This window comes from Cupriavidus sp. CP313 (assembly GCF_054072015.1).
On record NZ_JBSVZB010000011.1, the window covers coordinates 180,557 to 194,750 of the forward strand.

General features: G+C 61.5%; 13 protein-coding genes and 1 pseudogene. 5 read left to right on the forward strand and 9 right to left on the reverse strand.

Annotated elements, in window-relative coordinates; all coding sequences use genetic code 11:
* Positions 1 to 322 precede the first annotated feature (322 nt).
* The 4 genes and pseudogenes from ACW4E8_RS17360 to ACW4E8_RS17375 all read left to right on the forward strand — a co-directional run.
* Positions 323 to 913, forward strand: coding sequence for a TetR family transcriptional regulator C-terminal domain-containing protein (locus ACW4E8_RS17360; protein ID WP_456805633.1), 591 nt, complete (start codon positions 323 to 325; stop codon positions 911 to 913).
* Between the two features lie 114 nt (positions 914 to 1,027).
* Positions 1,028 to 1,765, forward strand: a complete 738-nt coding sequence (locus tag ACW4E8_RS17365; RefSeq protein WP_456805634.1) for a cysteine hydrolase — start codon at positions 1,028 to 1,030, stop codon at positions 1,763 to 1,765.
* A gap of 175 nt (positions 1,766 to 1,940) precedes the next feature.
* The gene (locus tag ACW4E8_RS17370; protein WP_456805635.1) at positions 1,941 to 2,171 is read left to right on the forward strand and encodes a DUF2798 domain-containing protein; all 231 of its coding nucleotides are present in this window, start codon (positions 1,941 to 1,943) and stop codon (positions 2,169 to 2,171) included.
* Positions 2,172 to 2,540: 369 nt separating this feature from the next.
* Positions 2,541 to 3,836, forward strand: a pseudogene (locus ACW4E8_RS17375) (dihydrolipoyl dehydrogenase); the annotation flags it as partial.
* A 405-nt stretch (positions 3,837 to 4,241) separates the two neighbouring features.
* Here ACW4E8_RS17375 and cynS read toward each other — a convergent pair.
* Both cynS and ACW4E8_RS17385 read right to left on the reverse strand, forming a co-directional pair.
* Positions 4,242 to 4,712 (reverse strand): cyanase, encoded by a 471-nt coding sequence (gene cynS, locus ACW4E8_RS17380; protein WP_456805636.1) that lies wholly within the window; start codon positions 4,710 to 4,712, stop codon positions 4,242 to 4,244.
* Positions 4,713 to 4,741: 29 nt separating this feature from the next.
* The gene (locus tag ACW4E8_RS17385) at positions 4,742 to 5,401 is read right to left on the reverse strand and encodes a carbonic anhydrase (protein WP_456805637.1); all 660 of its coding nucleotides are present in this window, start codon (positions 5,399 to 5,401) and stop codon (positions 4,742 to 4,744) included.
* 113 nt (positions 5,402 to 5,514) lie between these two features.
* On the opposite strand from ACW4E8_RS17385, the gene cynR reads away from it, so the two are divergent.
* On the forward strand, positions 5,515 to 6,393 hold the full coding sequence (gene cynR / locus ACW4E8_RS17390; RefSeq protein WP_456805638.1) for a transcriptional regulator CynR: 879 nt from the start codon (positions 5,515 to 5,517) through the stop codon (positions 6,391 to 6,393).
* Between the two features lie 812 nt (positions 6,394 to 7,205).
* Here the strand turns inward: cynR and ACW4E8_RS17395 are convergent.
* From ACW4E8_RS17395 to ACW4E8_RS17425, 7 genes are all read right to left on the reverse strand, one after another.
* Positions 7,206 to 8,762 (reverse strand): DHA2 family efflux MFS transporter permease subunit, encoded by a 1,557-nt coding sequence (locus ACW4E8_RS17395; protein WP_456805639.1) that lies wholly within the window; start codon positions 8,760 to 8,762, stop codon positions 7,206 to 7,208.
* Between the two features lie 69 nt (positions 8,763 to 8,831).
* Positions 8,832 to 10,139, reverse strand: coding sequence for an HlyD family secretion protein (locus tag ACW4E8_RS17400; RefSeq protein ID WP_456805640.1), 1,308 nt, complete (start codon positions 10,137 to 10,139; stop codon positions 8,832 to 8,834).
* Between the two features lie 33 nt (positions 10,140 to 10,172).
* Positions 10,173 to 11,654 (reverse strand): efflux transporter outer membrane subunit, encoded by a 1,482-nt coding sequence (locus ACW4E8_RS17405; protein ID WP_456805641.1) that lies wholly within the window; start codon positions 11,652 to 11,654, stop codon positions 10,173 to 10,175.
* Between the two features lie 39 nt (positions 11,655 to 11,693).
* The gene (locus ACW4E8_RS17410; RefSeq protein ID WP_456805642.1) at positions 11,694 to 12,131 is read right to left on the reverse strand and encodes a MarR family winged helix-turn-helix transcriptional regulator; all 438 of its coding nucleotides are present in this window, start codon (positions 12,129 to 12,131) and stop codon (positions 11,694 to 11,696) included.
* A 103-nt stretch (positions 12,132 to 12,234) separates the two neighbouring features.
* The gene (locus ACW4E8_RS17415; protein ID WP_456805643.1) at positions 12,235 to 12,750 is read right to left on the reverse strand and encodes an RNA polymerase sigma factor; all 516 of its coding nucleotides are present in this window, start codon (positions 12,748 to 12,750) and stop codon (positions 12,235 to 12,237) included.
* 5 nt (positions 12,751 to 12,755) lie between these two features.
* Entirely contained in the window at positions 12,756 to 12,983 is a 228-nt protein-coding gene (locus ACW4E8_RS17420) for a YgaP family membrane protein (RefSeq protein WP_456805644.1), read from the reverse strand.
* A 409-nt stretch (positions 12,984 to 13,392) separates the two neighbouring features.
* Complete coding sequence (locus ACW4E8_RS17425; RefSeq protein ID WP_456805645.1) at positions 13,393 to 14,187, reverse strand: SDR family oxidoreductase; 795 nt, start codon at positions 14,185 to 14,187, stop codon at positions 13,393 to 13,395.
* Between the last annotated feature and the right edge of the window lie 7 nt (positions 14,188 to 14,194).

Here is a 14,194-nt window from a genome sequence, read left to right on the forward strand (position 1 = left end):
CCGGTTGCCGTCTCTTCTCGACCCCTCAAGAGAGGTCGACCCCTCAGGGATCGGTATGACCCGTCGCCGGATGCCAGCAGTCATTCGTGCGGCGCCATGCGCGCCACATCTGCGCCGCGAGAGCGTTCAGCGCAGCCACGGATGCAGGTGCGCCCCTCAAGCAGCGGTTCGTGCCACCTGACAACCAGGGGTAGCAAACGACCGGGGATTCTCAGGCAAGGAAGATATCTAAACGCCGCTGGCGCCGTTTGTCGCCGCGGACGTTTGACAATAAGCAGCCGGTCGTCTATTATCTTGCCATGTACCACCGGCGGAGTATGTCATGCCACGGCCTGCCAACCCTGAGACTCGCAATCGACTGCTGACCGATGGCGGTCGTGTCATTCACAATCTAGGCTTCAATGGTTCCGGGGTGCAGGATATTGCAGCTGCGGCGGGCGTTCCCAAGGGCTCGTTCTACAGTTACTTCGACAGCAAGGAGGCCTTTGTCACCGAAGTGCTTGAAGCCTATTGGGCCTCAATCGAGCACCGTCACGGCAAGGTCATGTACGACGCTCGCATCAAGCCATTGGAGCGGATCGAAAAGCTGTTCGAGCTGCAAGTTGGGGACCACGTGGCACAGAATGTCAAGCTCGGGTGCCTGGTGGGCAACCTTTCCCTCGAATTGTCCAATACCAGTGGCGAAGTCCGACAGGCTCTGGAGGGCATCCTGGCGCGCTGGGAAGGCATGATCGTCGCCTGTCTGGAAGAGGCGAGAAACCGGCAGGAAGTGGCTGCGGACTGCGATTCCGCGCGGCTCGCCGCCATCATTGTCGAGGCCTGGGAGGGGGCGGTCCTGCGCAGCAAGGTCGAGCGCAATGGCGATGCCTGCCAGCGATTTCTGCAGGTGACGCTAAAGCGGTTGTTGTACTGAAAATTTTTTACAGTTTTAAATAGACGACTGGTCGGCTATTTATCTATGCGATGCGCTCTCGCGATTGAGCGACTGTCCAACGCCGCCGAGTGCGGTCAAGAAAGGAGTTCCACAATGTCTACTTCCACGTGCAATCACCATACCCCTTATGCAGACCCCGTCGACGCGGCGCTGCCGAAAGCCGATATCCAGCTGGACCTGCCGCGCACGGCGCTCGTGGTCATTGATCCGCAGATCGACTTCATGAGCCCCAAGGGCCGCAGCTGGGGCGTCGTTGGCGAAAGCGTGACGGAGCAGAACCTGGTGCCCAACCTGATCCGACTCTTCGAGGCGGCCAAGCAGGCGGGTATCACGGTTGCCATTTCTCCCCACTATTACTTTCCCCATGACCACACGTGGAAAGTTCAGGGCCCCGCGGAAATGTTCCAGCATGCTGTCGGCATGTTCGATCGTCCCGGCGCACTGACCTTGGAAGGATTTCGCGACTCCGGGGCGGATTGGATGCCGGAACTCAAGCCGTACATCGAGGATGGCAAGACCATCGTCTGCTCGACGCACAAGCTGTACGGCCCGCAGGCCAACGATCTGGTCCTGCAGTTGCGCAAGCAGCGTGTGGATCAGGTGATCCTTGCGGGCATGGCCGCCAATCTGTGCGTGGAATCCCATCTGCGGGACCTGCTGGAGCAGGGCTTCGAAGTCGCGGTTGTGCGCGACGCCGTGGCGGCACCGAAGTTGCCGGAAGGCGACGGCTACCTCGCCGCGCTGGTCAACTTCCGCTATATCGCGAACGCGCTTTGGGATACGGACGAAACTGTGCGTCGGCTGGTAGGAAGTTCTCTCCCAGCCGCTTGATCCTCAGGATCTTGAGATGGCGAAGAGCTTCCAGAGCGAATGTTTTTCGACTCGGAAGCATGGGAAGCCGTTGATATACATGAGCCTACCCAAAGCGCCAACACACGACTTGTCGTAGCACGGCTCTGACGGTAGGCATATGAATTGCTGGTTCAGGAGCAGGAGAGGGATCCAAATGATCAAGATGCCTGCACGTTACAGCCATTTTGTCTATGGCGTTATCCAAGCCGGATTAACGTGCTCGATTGCTGCGGCCATATCAAGCATTCCGTTTGCAGAAAATGGTTTCTTCTTTCAACATTGGCTGAAATCCTGGGGAATTTCTTGGCTTACCATGTTGCCCGTTGTTTTGGGCGCGGCGCCGCTTATTCGACGTTTGGTGGAGCGAATGACAAGAAGCTCTTAGCTTCCCGGCTTCATAATGAATGGGACACAAAGTAAGTCTCTCTGAGTTGGAAGGCGTCCACAAGTGCAAGTGAAGATTTGTGACGTGCGTTGACTACTAGATGGGGCTGGCCAAGCCCCTCCTAGTAGTAACCCCCTTGTTTGTGGCCGACACGCGTCTAGCAGTTCAGCAGCTGGGCAATCTCGCGTAGATACGCTAGACCTGCGCCCCTGCAGCTGCCGAAGATCGTCGCCGCCGAGGCGCTCGAGCAGCACCTGCCCCGCTGATCCCCCACGTCCCGGGCCCGGTTCCCCCGACCGGTGTTCTGGACAATTTCTCCCCCCGCAATCACCGCTGATCCCCCGACAGCGGCCATGTGGACAGGCAGTCGCCGGATCCGATGGCACGATCATCGAGGGCGGTGCCCATGGCACCACGTGTGCCCGCGTGGGCTGCATGCCGTCAAAGCTGCTGATCGCCGCGGCCGAGGCTGCGCACGAAGCGCGCCACACCTGCACGTCGATGGACCGATCCGAATCGAAGGCCGTGAAGTCATGCACCGTGTGCGCAGCGAGCGCGACCGTTTCGTCGGCTTTGTGGTGCGCGGCGTGGAAAACATCCCCGAGGCCGACCGCCAGCGCGGCTTGGCAAAGTTCAGCGACAACACGATCCTGCAGATCGACGACCACACCACGGTGCGGGCCAGCCGCGTGGTGATCGCCACCGGCTCGCGTCCGGCCGTGCCGCCGTCGTTCTCGGTGTTCGGTGACCGCCTGATTGTCAACGACGATGTCTTCTCGTGGGAAGACCTGCCGCAAAGCGTGGCCGTGTTCGGCCCGGGGGCGTGATTGGCCTGGAGCTGGCCAGGCGTTGTCGAGTCTTGGCGTGCGGGTGCGCGTGTTCGGCCTGAGCGGCTCGTTGGGGCCGCTGACGGATCCGGTGATCCGCACCTACGCGGCCAATACGTTCAATGACGAGTTCCACCTCGACCCCGATGTCCGGGCCACCGACATGGGGCGCGACGGCGAGCAGGTGGTGGTGACCTACCTCGACCGCGAAGGCCACAGCGTGACCGAGCGCTTCGACTACACGCTGGCAGCGGCCGGCCGCGAGCCCAACGTGCGCGGCCTGGACCTGGAGAATACCGGCCTGGCGCTGGACCGGCACGGCGTGCCACTGTTCGGCCCGCTGACGCTCCAGTGTGGCAATGAGCCGGTTTGCCGGCGACGCCAACAATATCCTGCCGCTGCCGCACGAGGCCGCGGACGAAGGCAAGGCCGCCGGCGAGAACGCCGCCAGCTATCCGCAGGTGAAGCCGTTGGCGCGCCGGGCGCCGCTCGCGGTGGTGTTCTCCGATCCGCAGATCGCGATGGTCGGCCAGCGTCATGCCGACCTGGCCGAGGGTAGTTTTGTCACCGCGAAGTCAGCTTCGAAGACCAGGGGAGCAGCCGCGTGATGCTGAAGAACCGCGGGCTGATGCACGTCTATGCCGACAAGGACAGCGGGCGCTTCCTGGGTGCAGAATGGATCAGGCCGCGCGCCGAGAACATCGCGCACCTGCTCGCGTGGTCGTACCAGTAGGGCCTGACCGTCGAGCAGATGCTGGGAATGCCGTTCTATCATCCGGTGGTGGAAGAGGGCCTGCGCACGGCACTGCGCGACGCCGCGGCCCAGCTGGCGGGCTGATCTTGATGGTCATGTTCCGCTAACGCAGGAAGCGCCTGTGCTGTGTCAGAGTGGAACAAGCTGTTTGCTTCACCCCGATGCTGCTGCTCAAGGCATCGCGGGGTTGGAATCACGTCATCCTTGGCAGTACCCCTGAGCTGAACGTCAAGAAGCGGTCGCTATCTATCCACGGGTCCCTGCGTCGATCGAGCCGGGAATTGATCCCATGCTCCGCAGGTCCAAAACGGGCGATAGGTGATGGCGTTGTCGTCAGTACGCCGGCGTAGGGAACAACGAATGATCCTGCCAGCGTAGCCGTGGCAAGTATCGCTGAGAGTGTAGATAACATTGGGCTGAAAATTCCTGCTCGCGGGAAAAAAGGGCCGCACAGTCCGTCGGCCCGCGACTGTGATTGGAAGCACGAGCCTAGAACGGCTTGGTCGGCAGATACTTCCCGTCGAGGGTGATAACTGCGCGGTGGCCGCCATCCGGATCCGGCACCTTTTGGATATCGAGCTTGAAGTTGATGGCGCTGATAATGCCATCACCAAACTTCTCGTGAACCAGAGCCTTCAGCGTCGAGCCGTAGATCTGCACGATCTCGTAGAAGCGGTAGATGGTGGGATCGGTCGGAACGCCACCTGGGATACTGCCGCGCACAGGAATCGTCTGGAGTTGCAGCACGGCGTCTTCACCAAGCTCCAGCTTGTCAGCTACCTTTTTGGCTACCTCGGCAGGAAGCGGGTGCTGACCGAGCAGAGCTGCGGTCACGAAAGCCAGCTTCAGACCGGTGCCTTCATTGATCTCTTCAAAGGTCAGGTTCTTGCGAATCTTCGCGTCGATGATGGCGTCGGTGAGGGCCTGGCGATTTGCTTGGCTATATTGCGATTGGGGCATTTCAATCTCCTTTAGGAGTGGGGGATGACTCAGGCACCTACGCTGAGCCGGGGCGGGTTCGCAGAGACGCGGGGGTTCTCTGCAAGGGATACAAAGCGATTGGCAATGCCGTCCAGTGCATCGACGGAACCAGTCTCGATGTCGTACACCCATCCGTGCAGGTTCAGTCGCCCTTGTTCGACGGCGAGTGCTACCGACGGGTGTGTCTTGATATTGGCGAGTTGTGCTATGACGTTCTCGCGGACCATGGAATCGACGCGTGCGCGGTCGGATGTGTGCTGCCGCGCTTCATTGACCGCTTTCGCGGCATCGGCATGACGCAACCAACCCGCCACCGCAGGCATATGGTCCAGGCATTTGCATGTGGCGACGGCAGTCATCGCACCACAGTCGGAGTGTCCGCAGATGACGACGTCAGTTACGTTCAGGCCTGCGACTGCATACTCGACGCTGGCCGACACGCCGCCAGGCTGCACGCCGTAGGACGGAACAATGTTGCCGGCGTTGCGAACGACGAACAACTCGCCTGGCTCTTGCTGTGTAAGCAGTTCCGGCACGACACGGCTGTCTGAGCAAGCGATGAACAGCGTTCGCGGATTCTGAGTCGTGGCAAGATGCTTGAACAGCTCCGTGCGCTTGGGAAATTCTTCGCGCTGGAACTTCAGGAAGCCTTCGATCAGGTCTTGCATGGTGTCGCCCGGTTTGGTTGAGTGGGAACTCGATGTGCAAAGAATGGATGATCTGAGCTATATCGTCCAAGACCGGTTTAATATCGATTCGATTTGCAAAGCAAATAACTGCCATGCTCCTTCGACACATTCGTTACTTCCTGGCTGTTGCCGAGCACGGCAACTTCACACGTGCGGCCGAAGCGCTGCATGTCTCGCAGCCAACGCTGTCGCTTCAGATTCGACAACTGGAGGACAGCTTGCGGGCCCAGCTTCTGGATCGCACCGGAAGGGTTGTGCGACTGACGGATGCTGGTGCGGCGTACCGTGCTTATGCTCAAAGGGCGCTTCAGGACCTGGAGGCAGGGCGACGCGCTCTGCACGACGTTCAGGACCTCACGCGCGGTGCACTTCGTCTGGCGATTACGCCCACCTTCACGCCGTATGTAGTTGGCCCTTTGGTGGCTGGCTTCAACCAGCGGTACCCGGACATTACGCTGGACATCTTGGAGATGTCCCAGGAGAGGATCGAAGCAATGCTGGCTGAGGACGAACTCGACGTTGGTATCGCCTTCGACGAGATCCAGTTGCCGGATATTGAGTCGCAGCCCCTGCTGGAAGAGACATTGGCGATGGTGGTTGGGCCCCAGCATCCGCACGCCAGGAAGCGCACCGCGCTTTCATTGAAACAGTTCGGACAGGAGAGATTTATTCTGCTCAATGAGCAGTTTGCGACGCGGCACTATATCAACCGCTACTGTCGGCAGCATGGCCTCGTACCACAGATCGCAATGGAATCGAATTCAGTTAGTGCAGTTATCGAGATCGTGCGCCGAACGCGGATGGCAACAATGCTGCCATCTGCCGTTGCGAGCAATCAAGAAGGTCTGTTCCGGATAAAGCTGGAACCTGAGCCGCCTCATCGTGTGGCAGCGTTACTGCAACGAAAGGGAGGCTATCGCAGCGCAGCGGCGCGGGCGTTCGTCGAACTGGCGCTAGAACTAAACGCTTAAGCAACGAACGCCAGGTCATTGCACCTAGGCCGCGGCGAGCGATGAGGCCGCGCTTCCCATCAATTGCAATAGTGCTTGCAATGCGGATTGTCCAAGCGCAGCCTCCAAAGTTGCATGCAATGGTTGACTCATTTGCAATTCAAGGGAATCGCACAATGCTCGGCCTGACTGGCTGATCGATAGCGAGACACTTCGCCGGTTCCCCGGCATTCTGGTTGCGGTGATTAGCTGGCGCTGTTGCAATAGATGAGCCGCGCGTGATAGTGCGCCGGCATCGTGGTATGTGGCAGTAGCTGGCGTCCAGTACTTCTGTTGTGCAGTGGTGCAGTGCGCGCTTCAGGCGACTGGCTGCGACCAGGACGCTGAGGAGCGACGCCTGGCGCGGTATCGGGATTCTTTCACTGGATTGATCAGATAACCGTGCATAGCAGTCGTCAGACGTAGCAGAGATCATTCACAACTCGATGGGATTCTTTGCAAGAACCGGGTCGGTGACCCACACGCGGTGGCACGATGGTGTGCTGCGTTAACGCGCGACGCCAGCGCTGCGAAGGAGCGCGCTAGCCATAACGTACATGGCGCAACCAGCCACCATCAATAACATGCCTCCTACCATCATCTGTGGTGCGCAGTCCGAAAGCAGGGATGCCCCTCGCCAACTCGCGCTGGCAAGCTGGCGTGAGGCGCAGGAGATTCTTAGCCTGGCGGAGAGGAAGGCGTCACGCGACATCAGCGACTCTGGAGGAACAGGCTGGAAATAGGGACGAACCATTCGTGCGGCGTGCTTGGGCGGCGTACTGTCGGAATGGCTCTCAGTGAGCCGCAGCCGCGGGAGCCTGGCCCTTCAGCGGGCGGGTAAACCAGATCAGCGGCACGATGGCGACGAAAATCACCCCCGAGATCCAGAAGATGTCGTTCAGCCCCAGCATGATGGCTTGCATGTTCAGGCTGTGCTCGAAATGGGCGGCGGCTTGCCCCGGGGTAAAGCCCAGTGTCGACTGGATTGAATCGAGCGCGGCAGCATATACGGGATTGTTCGAGCTGGCTGGCTCAGCCAGGCGGGCGTGATGCAGCACGGCGCGATCGTTCCAGCCGGTAGTCGCCATAGCTGTGCCGGCGGCGCCGCAGAAGACGCGGACGAAATTCGACAGGCCGGCGGCGGCGGGAATCTTCTCTGGTGTCAGGCCAGACAGGATGATCGCGGTCAGCGGGACAAAGAAGAACGCCATCGGAATGCCCTGCAGCAGCGTCGGCAGTACCAGCGTGTAGGTGTCCACGTCGGTGGTGTAGCGCGAGCGCATGAAGAACACCACGGCAAAGCCGACAAAGGACAGCGTGGCGAGCACCCGCAGTTCCGACTTCGGCAGGATTTTGCCAACTACCGGCACCAGCAGGACGGCAAAGATGCCCAGCGGCGCGGTCGCGAGCCCGGCGTTGACGGCGGGGTAGCCGAGGTACTGCTGCATCCACTGGGGCAGCACCACGAGGTTGGCGAAGAACACGGCATAGGCCACCGAAATGGCAATGGTGCCCGCCAGGAAGTTGCGGCCCTTGAACAGGCGCAGGTCGATGATCGGATTAGGTTCCGTGAGTTCCCATATCACGAAGAATAGGAAGCTTAGCAGGGCAACGATGGCCAGGGTGATGATGACCGGCGAGCTGAACCAGTCGAGGTCCTTGCCCTTATCGAGCATGATCTGCAGCGACGCCACCCAGGTGATTAGCGAAGTCAGCCCGACCAGGTCGATGGGCAGCTTGCGGGTCGGGGATTCGCGGTCGCGGTAGATCGCCCAGGTGACCGCCGCGGCGAACAGGCCGACCGGCACATTGACGTAGAAGATCCATGACCACGAATAGCTATCAGTCATCCAGCCGCCCAGCGCGGGGCCGGCGATCGGCCCCACGGTGGCCGTCATGGCCCAAAGGGCAAGGGCGGTGGCGCTCTTCTCCTTCGGGAAGGACGACATCAGGATCGATTGCGACAGCGGCAGCAGCGGGCCCGCCACCGCGCCCTGCAGGATGCGCGCGGCCAGCAGCGCAGTGAGGTTGGGCGCGATGCCGCACAGCCATGACGCCAGCACGAACAACAGGAGAGAGCCGACGAACAGGCGGACCTGGCCCACGCGCTGCGTCAGCCACCCGGTCAGCGGTATTGCCACGGCGTTGGCAGCGGCAAAAAGGGTGATGACCCAGGTGCCCTCATGCACCGACACGCCGAGGTTGCCCGAAATTGTCGGGATCGCGACGTTGGCGATCGATGAATCCAGCACGTTCATGAAGGTGGCCAGGGCCACGGCGAAGCTTCCCATCACCAACTTGCCACCGGTGAGCGGGGCTGGTACGAGAGAATTTTGGGCTTGAGATGACATGATGTGCTCCGGCTGGGAATCTGATCTGTCAAGTAAATGGGCAAGGCAAGGCGGTGGCGGGCGGCATGCTCAGGAGCCGGACGGCTCGCTGGCCAGATGTCCGGCACGTTGCACGAGCCGCGTTTGCCGGACCTTGGTGTCCTGTTGCGTCGGGGTTCCAGCCACCGGTTCCGTGCCGCTGGCGCCATGACTGTTCTGCGCGATGATCCGCTGGATCTCGCGATCGGCGTCTTCGCCGTAGCGCTGGAACACATCGGTGCTGTAGGTGGTGCGGTAAGGTGTCTCGCTGCGCGCGAGGCGGGCCCCATCTTCCTTTCGCGTCTGCACATCAACCTGCATCGACAGGCCAATCTGCAGCGGGTGGTTGCGCAGTTCCGCCGGGTCGAGCTGGATGCGTACCGGCAGGCGCTGCACGACCTTGATCCAGTTGCCGGTGGCATTCTGCGCAGGCAGGGCCGAAAACGCACTGCCCGTGCCGGCCGAGAAGCCGACGACCTTACCGTGGTAGGTCACCTTGCTGCCATACAGGTCGGCATGCAATTTGACCGGCTGGCCTATGCGGATGTGCTTGAGCTGGACTTCCTTGAAGTTTGCATCGACCCAGACGCCGTCGAGCGGCACGATGGCCATCAGCGGATTGCCGGGTGCCACGCGTTGGCCGACCTGCACCGACCGCCTTGCTACATAGCCGGTTACAGGGGCGGGAAGGGTATTGCGGGCATTGGCCAAATAGGCCTCCTGCACCTTGGCCGCCGCGGCCAGCACGCTGGGATGCTCGGGAACGCTGGATTGGTCGGTCAGTGCGCGGTTGGAGGCCAGTTGCTGGCGCGCGGTCTCGAGGGCGGCTTCCGCGCCCTCGACCGCAGCACGGGCATGGGCCACGTCTTCCGCAGCCACGGCGCCGGCTTCGGACACTTCGGTGCGGCGGCGCAAGTCCTCCCTGGCGCGGGCCAGGTCCGCCTGCCGCTGTCGCGCCGTGGCCGCAAGTACGCTGTTGTTGACATAGAGCGCGCTGACCTGCCGCACGGTCTGGCCCAGCGCAGCCTCGGCATTGGCTAGCGCAATCTTTGCATCGGCAGCGTCGAGCATCACCACCGCTTCGCCGGCCTTGACGATCTGGGTATCGTCAGCGTTGATCGCGACAATTGTGCCGCTCACTTGCGGGGTGAGCTGGACGAGGTTGCCATTGACATAGGCGTCATCGGTTTCCTCGTGGAAGCGGGCTACGGTGTAGTAGTAGGTGCCATAGCCGGCCGCAGCCAGGGCGGTGGCCAGGCCAAGCAGGGCAAGCAGGCGCTTGCGCGTGTTCTTCTTGCCGGGTTCGGCTGGCTGCGCGCTGGTCTGCCCTGCGGGGTTGGTTTTGGTAGCTTCATTCATGGCGTCACCTGTTCGTGTTCGTTGAGAGCGAATTCAGCGGACCTGCGCCGCTTGCTGGATCGAGTCGGAGGTATCCGTATAACCACCGCCAAGCGCGGCAGAGAGGGCGATCTGCCGGTCGCGGCGGTTCATGCGCAGGTTGGCCACCACCTGGCTGCTGCGCAGCGCGTTGGTCTGTGCGTTCAGTACGGTCAGTTGCGTGGTCAGGCCGGCCTTGTACTGCGCCAGCGCCAGCGTCAGGGCGCGTTGCGCGGCGGTGTCGCTGCGCACGGCGTTGTCGATCTGCGCGTCGACGGCGCGGATGTCGGAGAGCTGGGTGGCCACGTCGGTCAGGGCGTTCACCAGCGTCTCGTTGTAGTTGGCGACCGCGAAGTCGAACTCTGCGTAGCGGCCCTTGAGCTGGGCGCGCAGCGCACCGCCGTCGAAGATCGGCAGGTGGATCGCGGCGCCGGCCGAGGCGGTGCGGCTGGCGGCGCGCAGGAAGCGGCCCCACCCGATGGCATCCAGGCCGATCATCGCCGTCAGGTTGATGTCCGGGTAGAACTCGGCCTTGGCCACCTTGATGTCGTGCAGGGTGGCGTCGACGCGCCAGCGCGCCGCAACGATGTCGGGGCGGCGCGAGACCAGGTCGGCCGGCAGGTTGTCGGGCAGGCGGACTTCGTCGCCGGCGCCGAGGCTGGGGCGGGCGATCGCCAGGCCGCGGTCCGGGCCCTGGCCGAGCAGCGCGCCGAGCTGGTAGCGGGCGCGCAGGATGTTGCCTTCCAGCGCGGCGACGGCAACTTCGCTGGCGGCGAGATTGGCCTCGGCGGTGCGCTTCTCGACTTCGGTCTCCAGGCCCATGGTCACCCGGCCGTTGGTCACGCGCAGTACTTCGCGGCGCTGTCTGACTTCGTCCCTGGAGATATCGAGCAGCGTGTAGAGGCGGGCCAGTTCGTTGTAGGCGCGCGCGATGGCGGTACTCAGCGTCAGCTTCACCTGTTCGGCTTCGGCCTCGCTGGCGTGCACACCGGATACCGCGGACTTCAGCGCCTCGCGATTCTTGCCCCACAGGTCGAGGTCGTACGAGGCGTTGATGAACGCCTTGTTCTCCGACTGCCACGACCCGGCGAACTGCGGGGGTACCATCGCGTTTTCCGTGTAGCGCTGGCGGTTGAACGAATAGCCGGCGCCCACCTGCGGCAGCGTGTTGGCATTGGCGCCCTCGCTGAACGCCACCGCGGCGGCCACGCGGGCACGGGCCTTTTCCAGCGACGGGCTGCCTTGCAGCGCTTCGGCGATCAGTGTCTTGAGCTGGGCGTCGCCAAATTGGTCGGCCCAGTCCGCCGACGGCCAGTGGCCTTGTTCGGCGGGGATGCTCTGCGTGGTGGCATAGGTGGTGGGCTCGCTGATCTGCTTGTCGCTCTTGATGCCGGCGTAGTTGGCGCACCCGGCCAGCACGACGGCCATCATTACAGAGAGTGCTGGGCCGGCAAGTCGCCGGGTCCGGTGGTCACGGCAATATTTCTGAGTTTGCATAATCTGATTTATCAGATAAATGAGCAAAAAAAGACGCGTTCAGGCGTCCGCGAATTTGGTAAGTAGTCGACGGAATTCGGCAAACTCCTCATTGCTGAAGTGCTTGAGGCGGCGGTTGAGTACCTTCGGGACCACTTCTGGAATGCGCTCGGCCACTTCCTGGCCCGTCGTTGTCAGGGTGAGGTTCACCACACGGCGATCATCGGCACTGCGGCTGCGTGCCAGCAGGCCTTTGGCTTCCAGCTTGTCCAGCATGCGGGTCATCAGACCGGTGTCGATACCGAGCAACTTACTCAGTTCATACGGGGTCGCCGCTACGCCACGAGTCAGGGACAAGAGAATCCCCATCTGCTGGCCGGTGATGTCCAACTCCTGCAGTGCTGCATCCATCTCCATCAGCACGGTGTTGCGGGCACGGTTGAGGAGGAAACCGACGCTCTGAGTCAGCTCGTAATTCTCCTTCGTATAGTGATCCATAGAGACGCCTTCCAAATGTCATTGACATAACAATAGATGACAAGTCAGATAAATGCAAGGAGAACTTGCGATCGTCGGCTACAAGCGGCTCGGGCATGTGGGTTCACCCCAGCAGGTACTCTCGCGTCAACTGACGCGCCCGATGAAGCCGACTTTTGATGGCGGCACGACTTTCACCCAAGCGTTCGGCGATCTCGCCAATGGTCATTTCGTTCAGGTCGCGCATCACGATGACCTCGCGATAGTTGGGCGGTAGTGACTCCAGAGCGGCGGCCACATCATGGCGCAGGTCATCAACCGGCTGGTGCGACAGCCATGCTTCCACCTTTTCGTCGTCCCATGGATCGGTGGGGAGCACTTCGCGAGCTAGCCGGTGACATTCGCGCCGCACAATGGCAAAAAGCCAACTGGAGAATGCCGCCACCGCGCGCAACGAGCCCACCTTGCGTGAAAGGATAAGCAGACTCTCCTGGATGGCATCGTCCACGTCGGAGATCAGGCAGTTCCGTTGCGCATACCGCCGGATGTCAGGCTGGCACACCCGAAGCAGTCGCTCGATTGCCAACACATCGCCTGCGCGGGCAGCATCGAGCAGGGGTTGATGGCGCTCGAGGTTCATGACTGTTAGCGGCGTTGTTGCAGGCGGCGGCCGACCAGCGCGCAGGCGGGGCAAAACCCAATGAGGCCAGATAGCCCCAGGCCGCCGCCTGCCGCCACCAGTATCCAGTTCCACGGCGCGGCCACGGCGGACAACGCGCCAATCACGATGGCCAGCGCGGCAACGATGCGCACGGCGCGCTCCCCTTTAGGCACATTTTTCACATACAACGCGGATCTCAGAAATGACAGCATGATGTTCTCCTTCGGTTCAGAATCAACGAGGTGAGTGGTCCTCGCCCCTAAGAGGCACCGATTTGCCAAACGGATTCGCAAGAACGAAAAAAAACTCTTCGTGCGTCTTTAGTGCACTTCCGCATCGGCACCGCGCCAAATGCACTTACTGGTGGTGGATAACTTGCAGCATTCTCAAATGGAGACAGCTGACTACATGAAACAGACAACCCAAGGGCTTGACTTCCAATGCCCCATAGAAGTGTGTTGCATCGACGGGTTGAATCCTCACCTACCAACCGCCGGATCCCCCGGCGGCATCGCCCATATTTCTTTGTCATTCCATCCCCATCGATTTGGGAGTGTTGCGACGACAGGTTGAATCCGTCCAATTGGCTTCAATCATGCTATGGCTGCAGTGAATGTCGATTCAGCCTAGTCGTGCTCCCGCTACGGACCATCCTCCATCCGCTGGAATGATGGCGCCGGTAACATACGCGGCGGCCTCCGAGGCCAAAAACAAGCAAACATTGGCCACATCGCCCGGCGATCCCATTCGCCGCATAGGCACCGCGCGAGTCACGGCTTCACGCGAGTTCTCGTCGGGCGCGAGCCGCTTCATACCCTCTGTGCCATCGATTGGTCCTGGCACGACCGCGTTGACGCGTATCCCTGCGGGCCCCCATTCGATCGCGAGCGTCCGCGTCACCATATCGACCCCCGCCTTCGCTGCGCAGACGTGAACCTGCATTGCCATCGCGATCGCTGCCTGTGGCGCGGAAATATTGATCACGCTCGCACCCGGGGCTGTCAGGTGCGGATGCGCGCCCCGCATGACATGAAAGGTACCGAGCAGATCGATGTCCACCACCGCTTTGAACCCGTTCGGGCTGAGTGCTGCCGCCGCCGCGGGAAAATTCCCCGCAGCCCCTGATACCAGTACGTCAATGCTGCCGCGCTGGGCAGCGAAGGCAGAAGCGGCATCCGCCACCGCCTGTGCGTCGCGCACGTCAAGGCTGTAGCCCAGGGGTTCCGTCATTTGTCCTGCTTCCCGCCCACACTCCGTCAGACGTGCCACCGTTGCACGCACTTTCTCCGGATCACGACTGGCCACAGCCATGACAGCACCGCGCGCGGCAAACGCTTCGGCGATGCCAAGATTGATGCCGCTGGTGCCACCAAAGACAAGGACCTTCTTTCCGGTAAAGTCGAATGTTGGATTCATAGCATGT

Coding starts and splice junctions, on each gene's coding strand:
- ACW4E8_RS17420 (WP_456805644.1), bottom strand. CDS start 12,983: ATGCTGTCATTTCTGAGATCCGCGTTGTATGTGAAAAATGTGCCTAAA.
- ACW4E8_RS17395 (WP_456805639.1), bottom strand. CDS start 8,762: ATGTCATCTCAAGCCCAAAATTCTCTCGTACCAGCCCCGCTCACCGGT.
- ACW4E8_RS17425 (WP_456805645.1), bottom strand. CDS start 14,187: ATGAATCCAACATTCGACTTTACCGGAAAGAAGGTCCTTGTCTTTGGT.
- ACW4E8_RS17410 (WP_456805642.1), bottom strand. CDS start 12,131: ATGGATCACTATACGAAGGAGAATTACGAGCTGACTCAGAGCGTCGGT.
- ACW4E8_RS17385 (WP_456805637.1), bottom strand. CDS start 5,401: ATGCAAGACCTGATCGAAGGCTTCCTGAAGTTCCAGCGCGAAGAATTT.
- cynS (WP_456805636.1), bottom strand. CDS start 4,712: ATGCCCCAATCGCAATATAGCCAAGCAAATCGCCAGGCCCTCACCGAC.
- ACW4E8_RS17370 (WP_456805635.1), top strand. CDS start 1,941: ATGATCAAGATGCCTGCACGTTACAGCCATTTTGTCTATGGCGTTATC.
- ACW4E8_RS17405 (WP_456805641.1), bottom strand. CDS start 11,654: ATGCAAACTCAGAAATATTGCCGTGACCACCGGACCCGGCGACTTGCC.
- ACW4E8_RS17415 (WP_456805643.1), bottom strand. CDS start 12,750: ATGAACCTCGAGCGCCATCAACCCCTGCTCGATGCTGCCCGCGCAGGC.
- ACW4E8_RS17360 (WP_456805633.1), top strand. CDS start 323: ATGCCACGGCCTGCCAACCCTGAGACTCGCAATCGACTGCTGACCGAT.
- cynR (WP_456805638.1), top strand. CDS start 5,515: ATGCTCCTTCGACACATTCGTTACTTCCTGGCTGTTGCCGAGCACGGC.
- ACW4E8_RS17365 (WP_456805634.1), top strand. CDS start 1,028: ATGTCTACTTCCACGTGCAATCACCATACCCCTTATGCAGACCCCGTC.
- ACW4E8_RS17400 (WP_456805640.1), bottom strand. CDS start 10,139: ATGAATGAAGCTACCAAAACCAACCCCGCAGGGCAGACCAGCGCGCAG.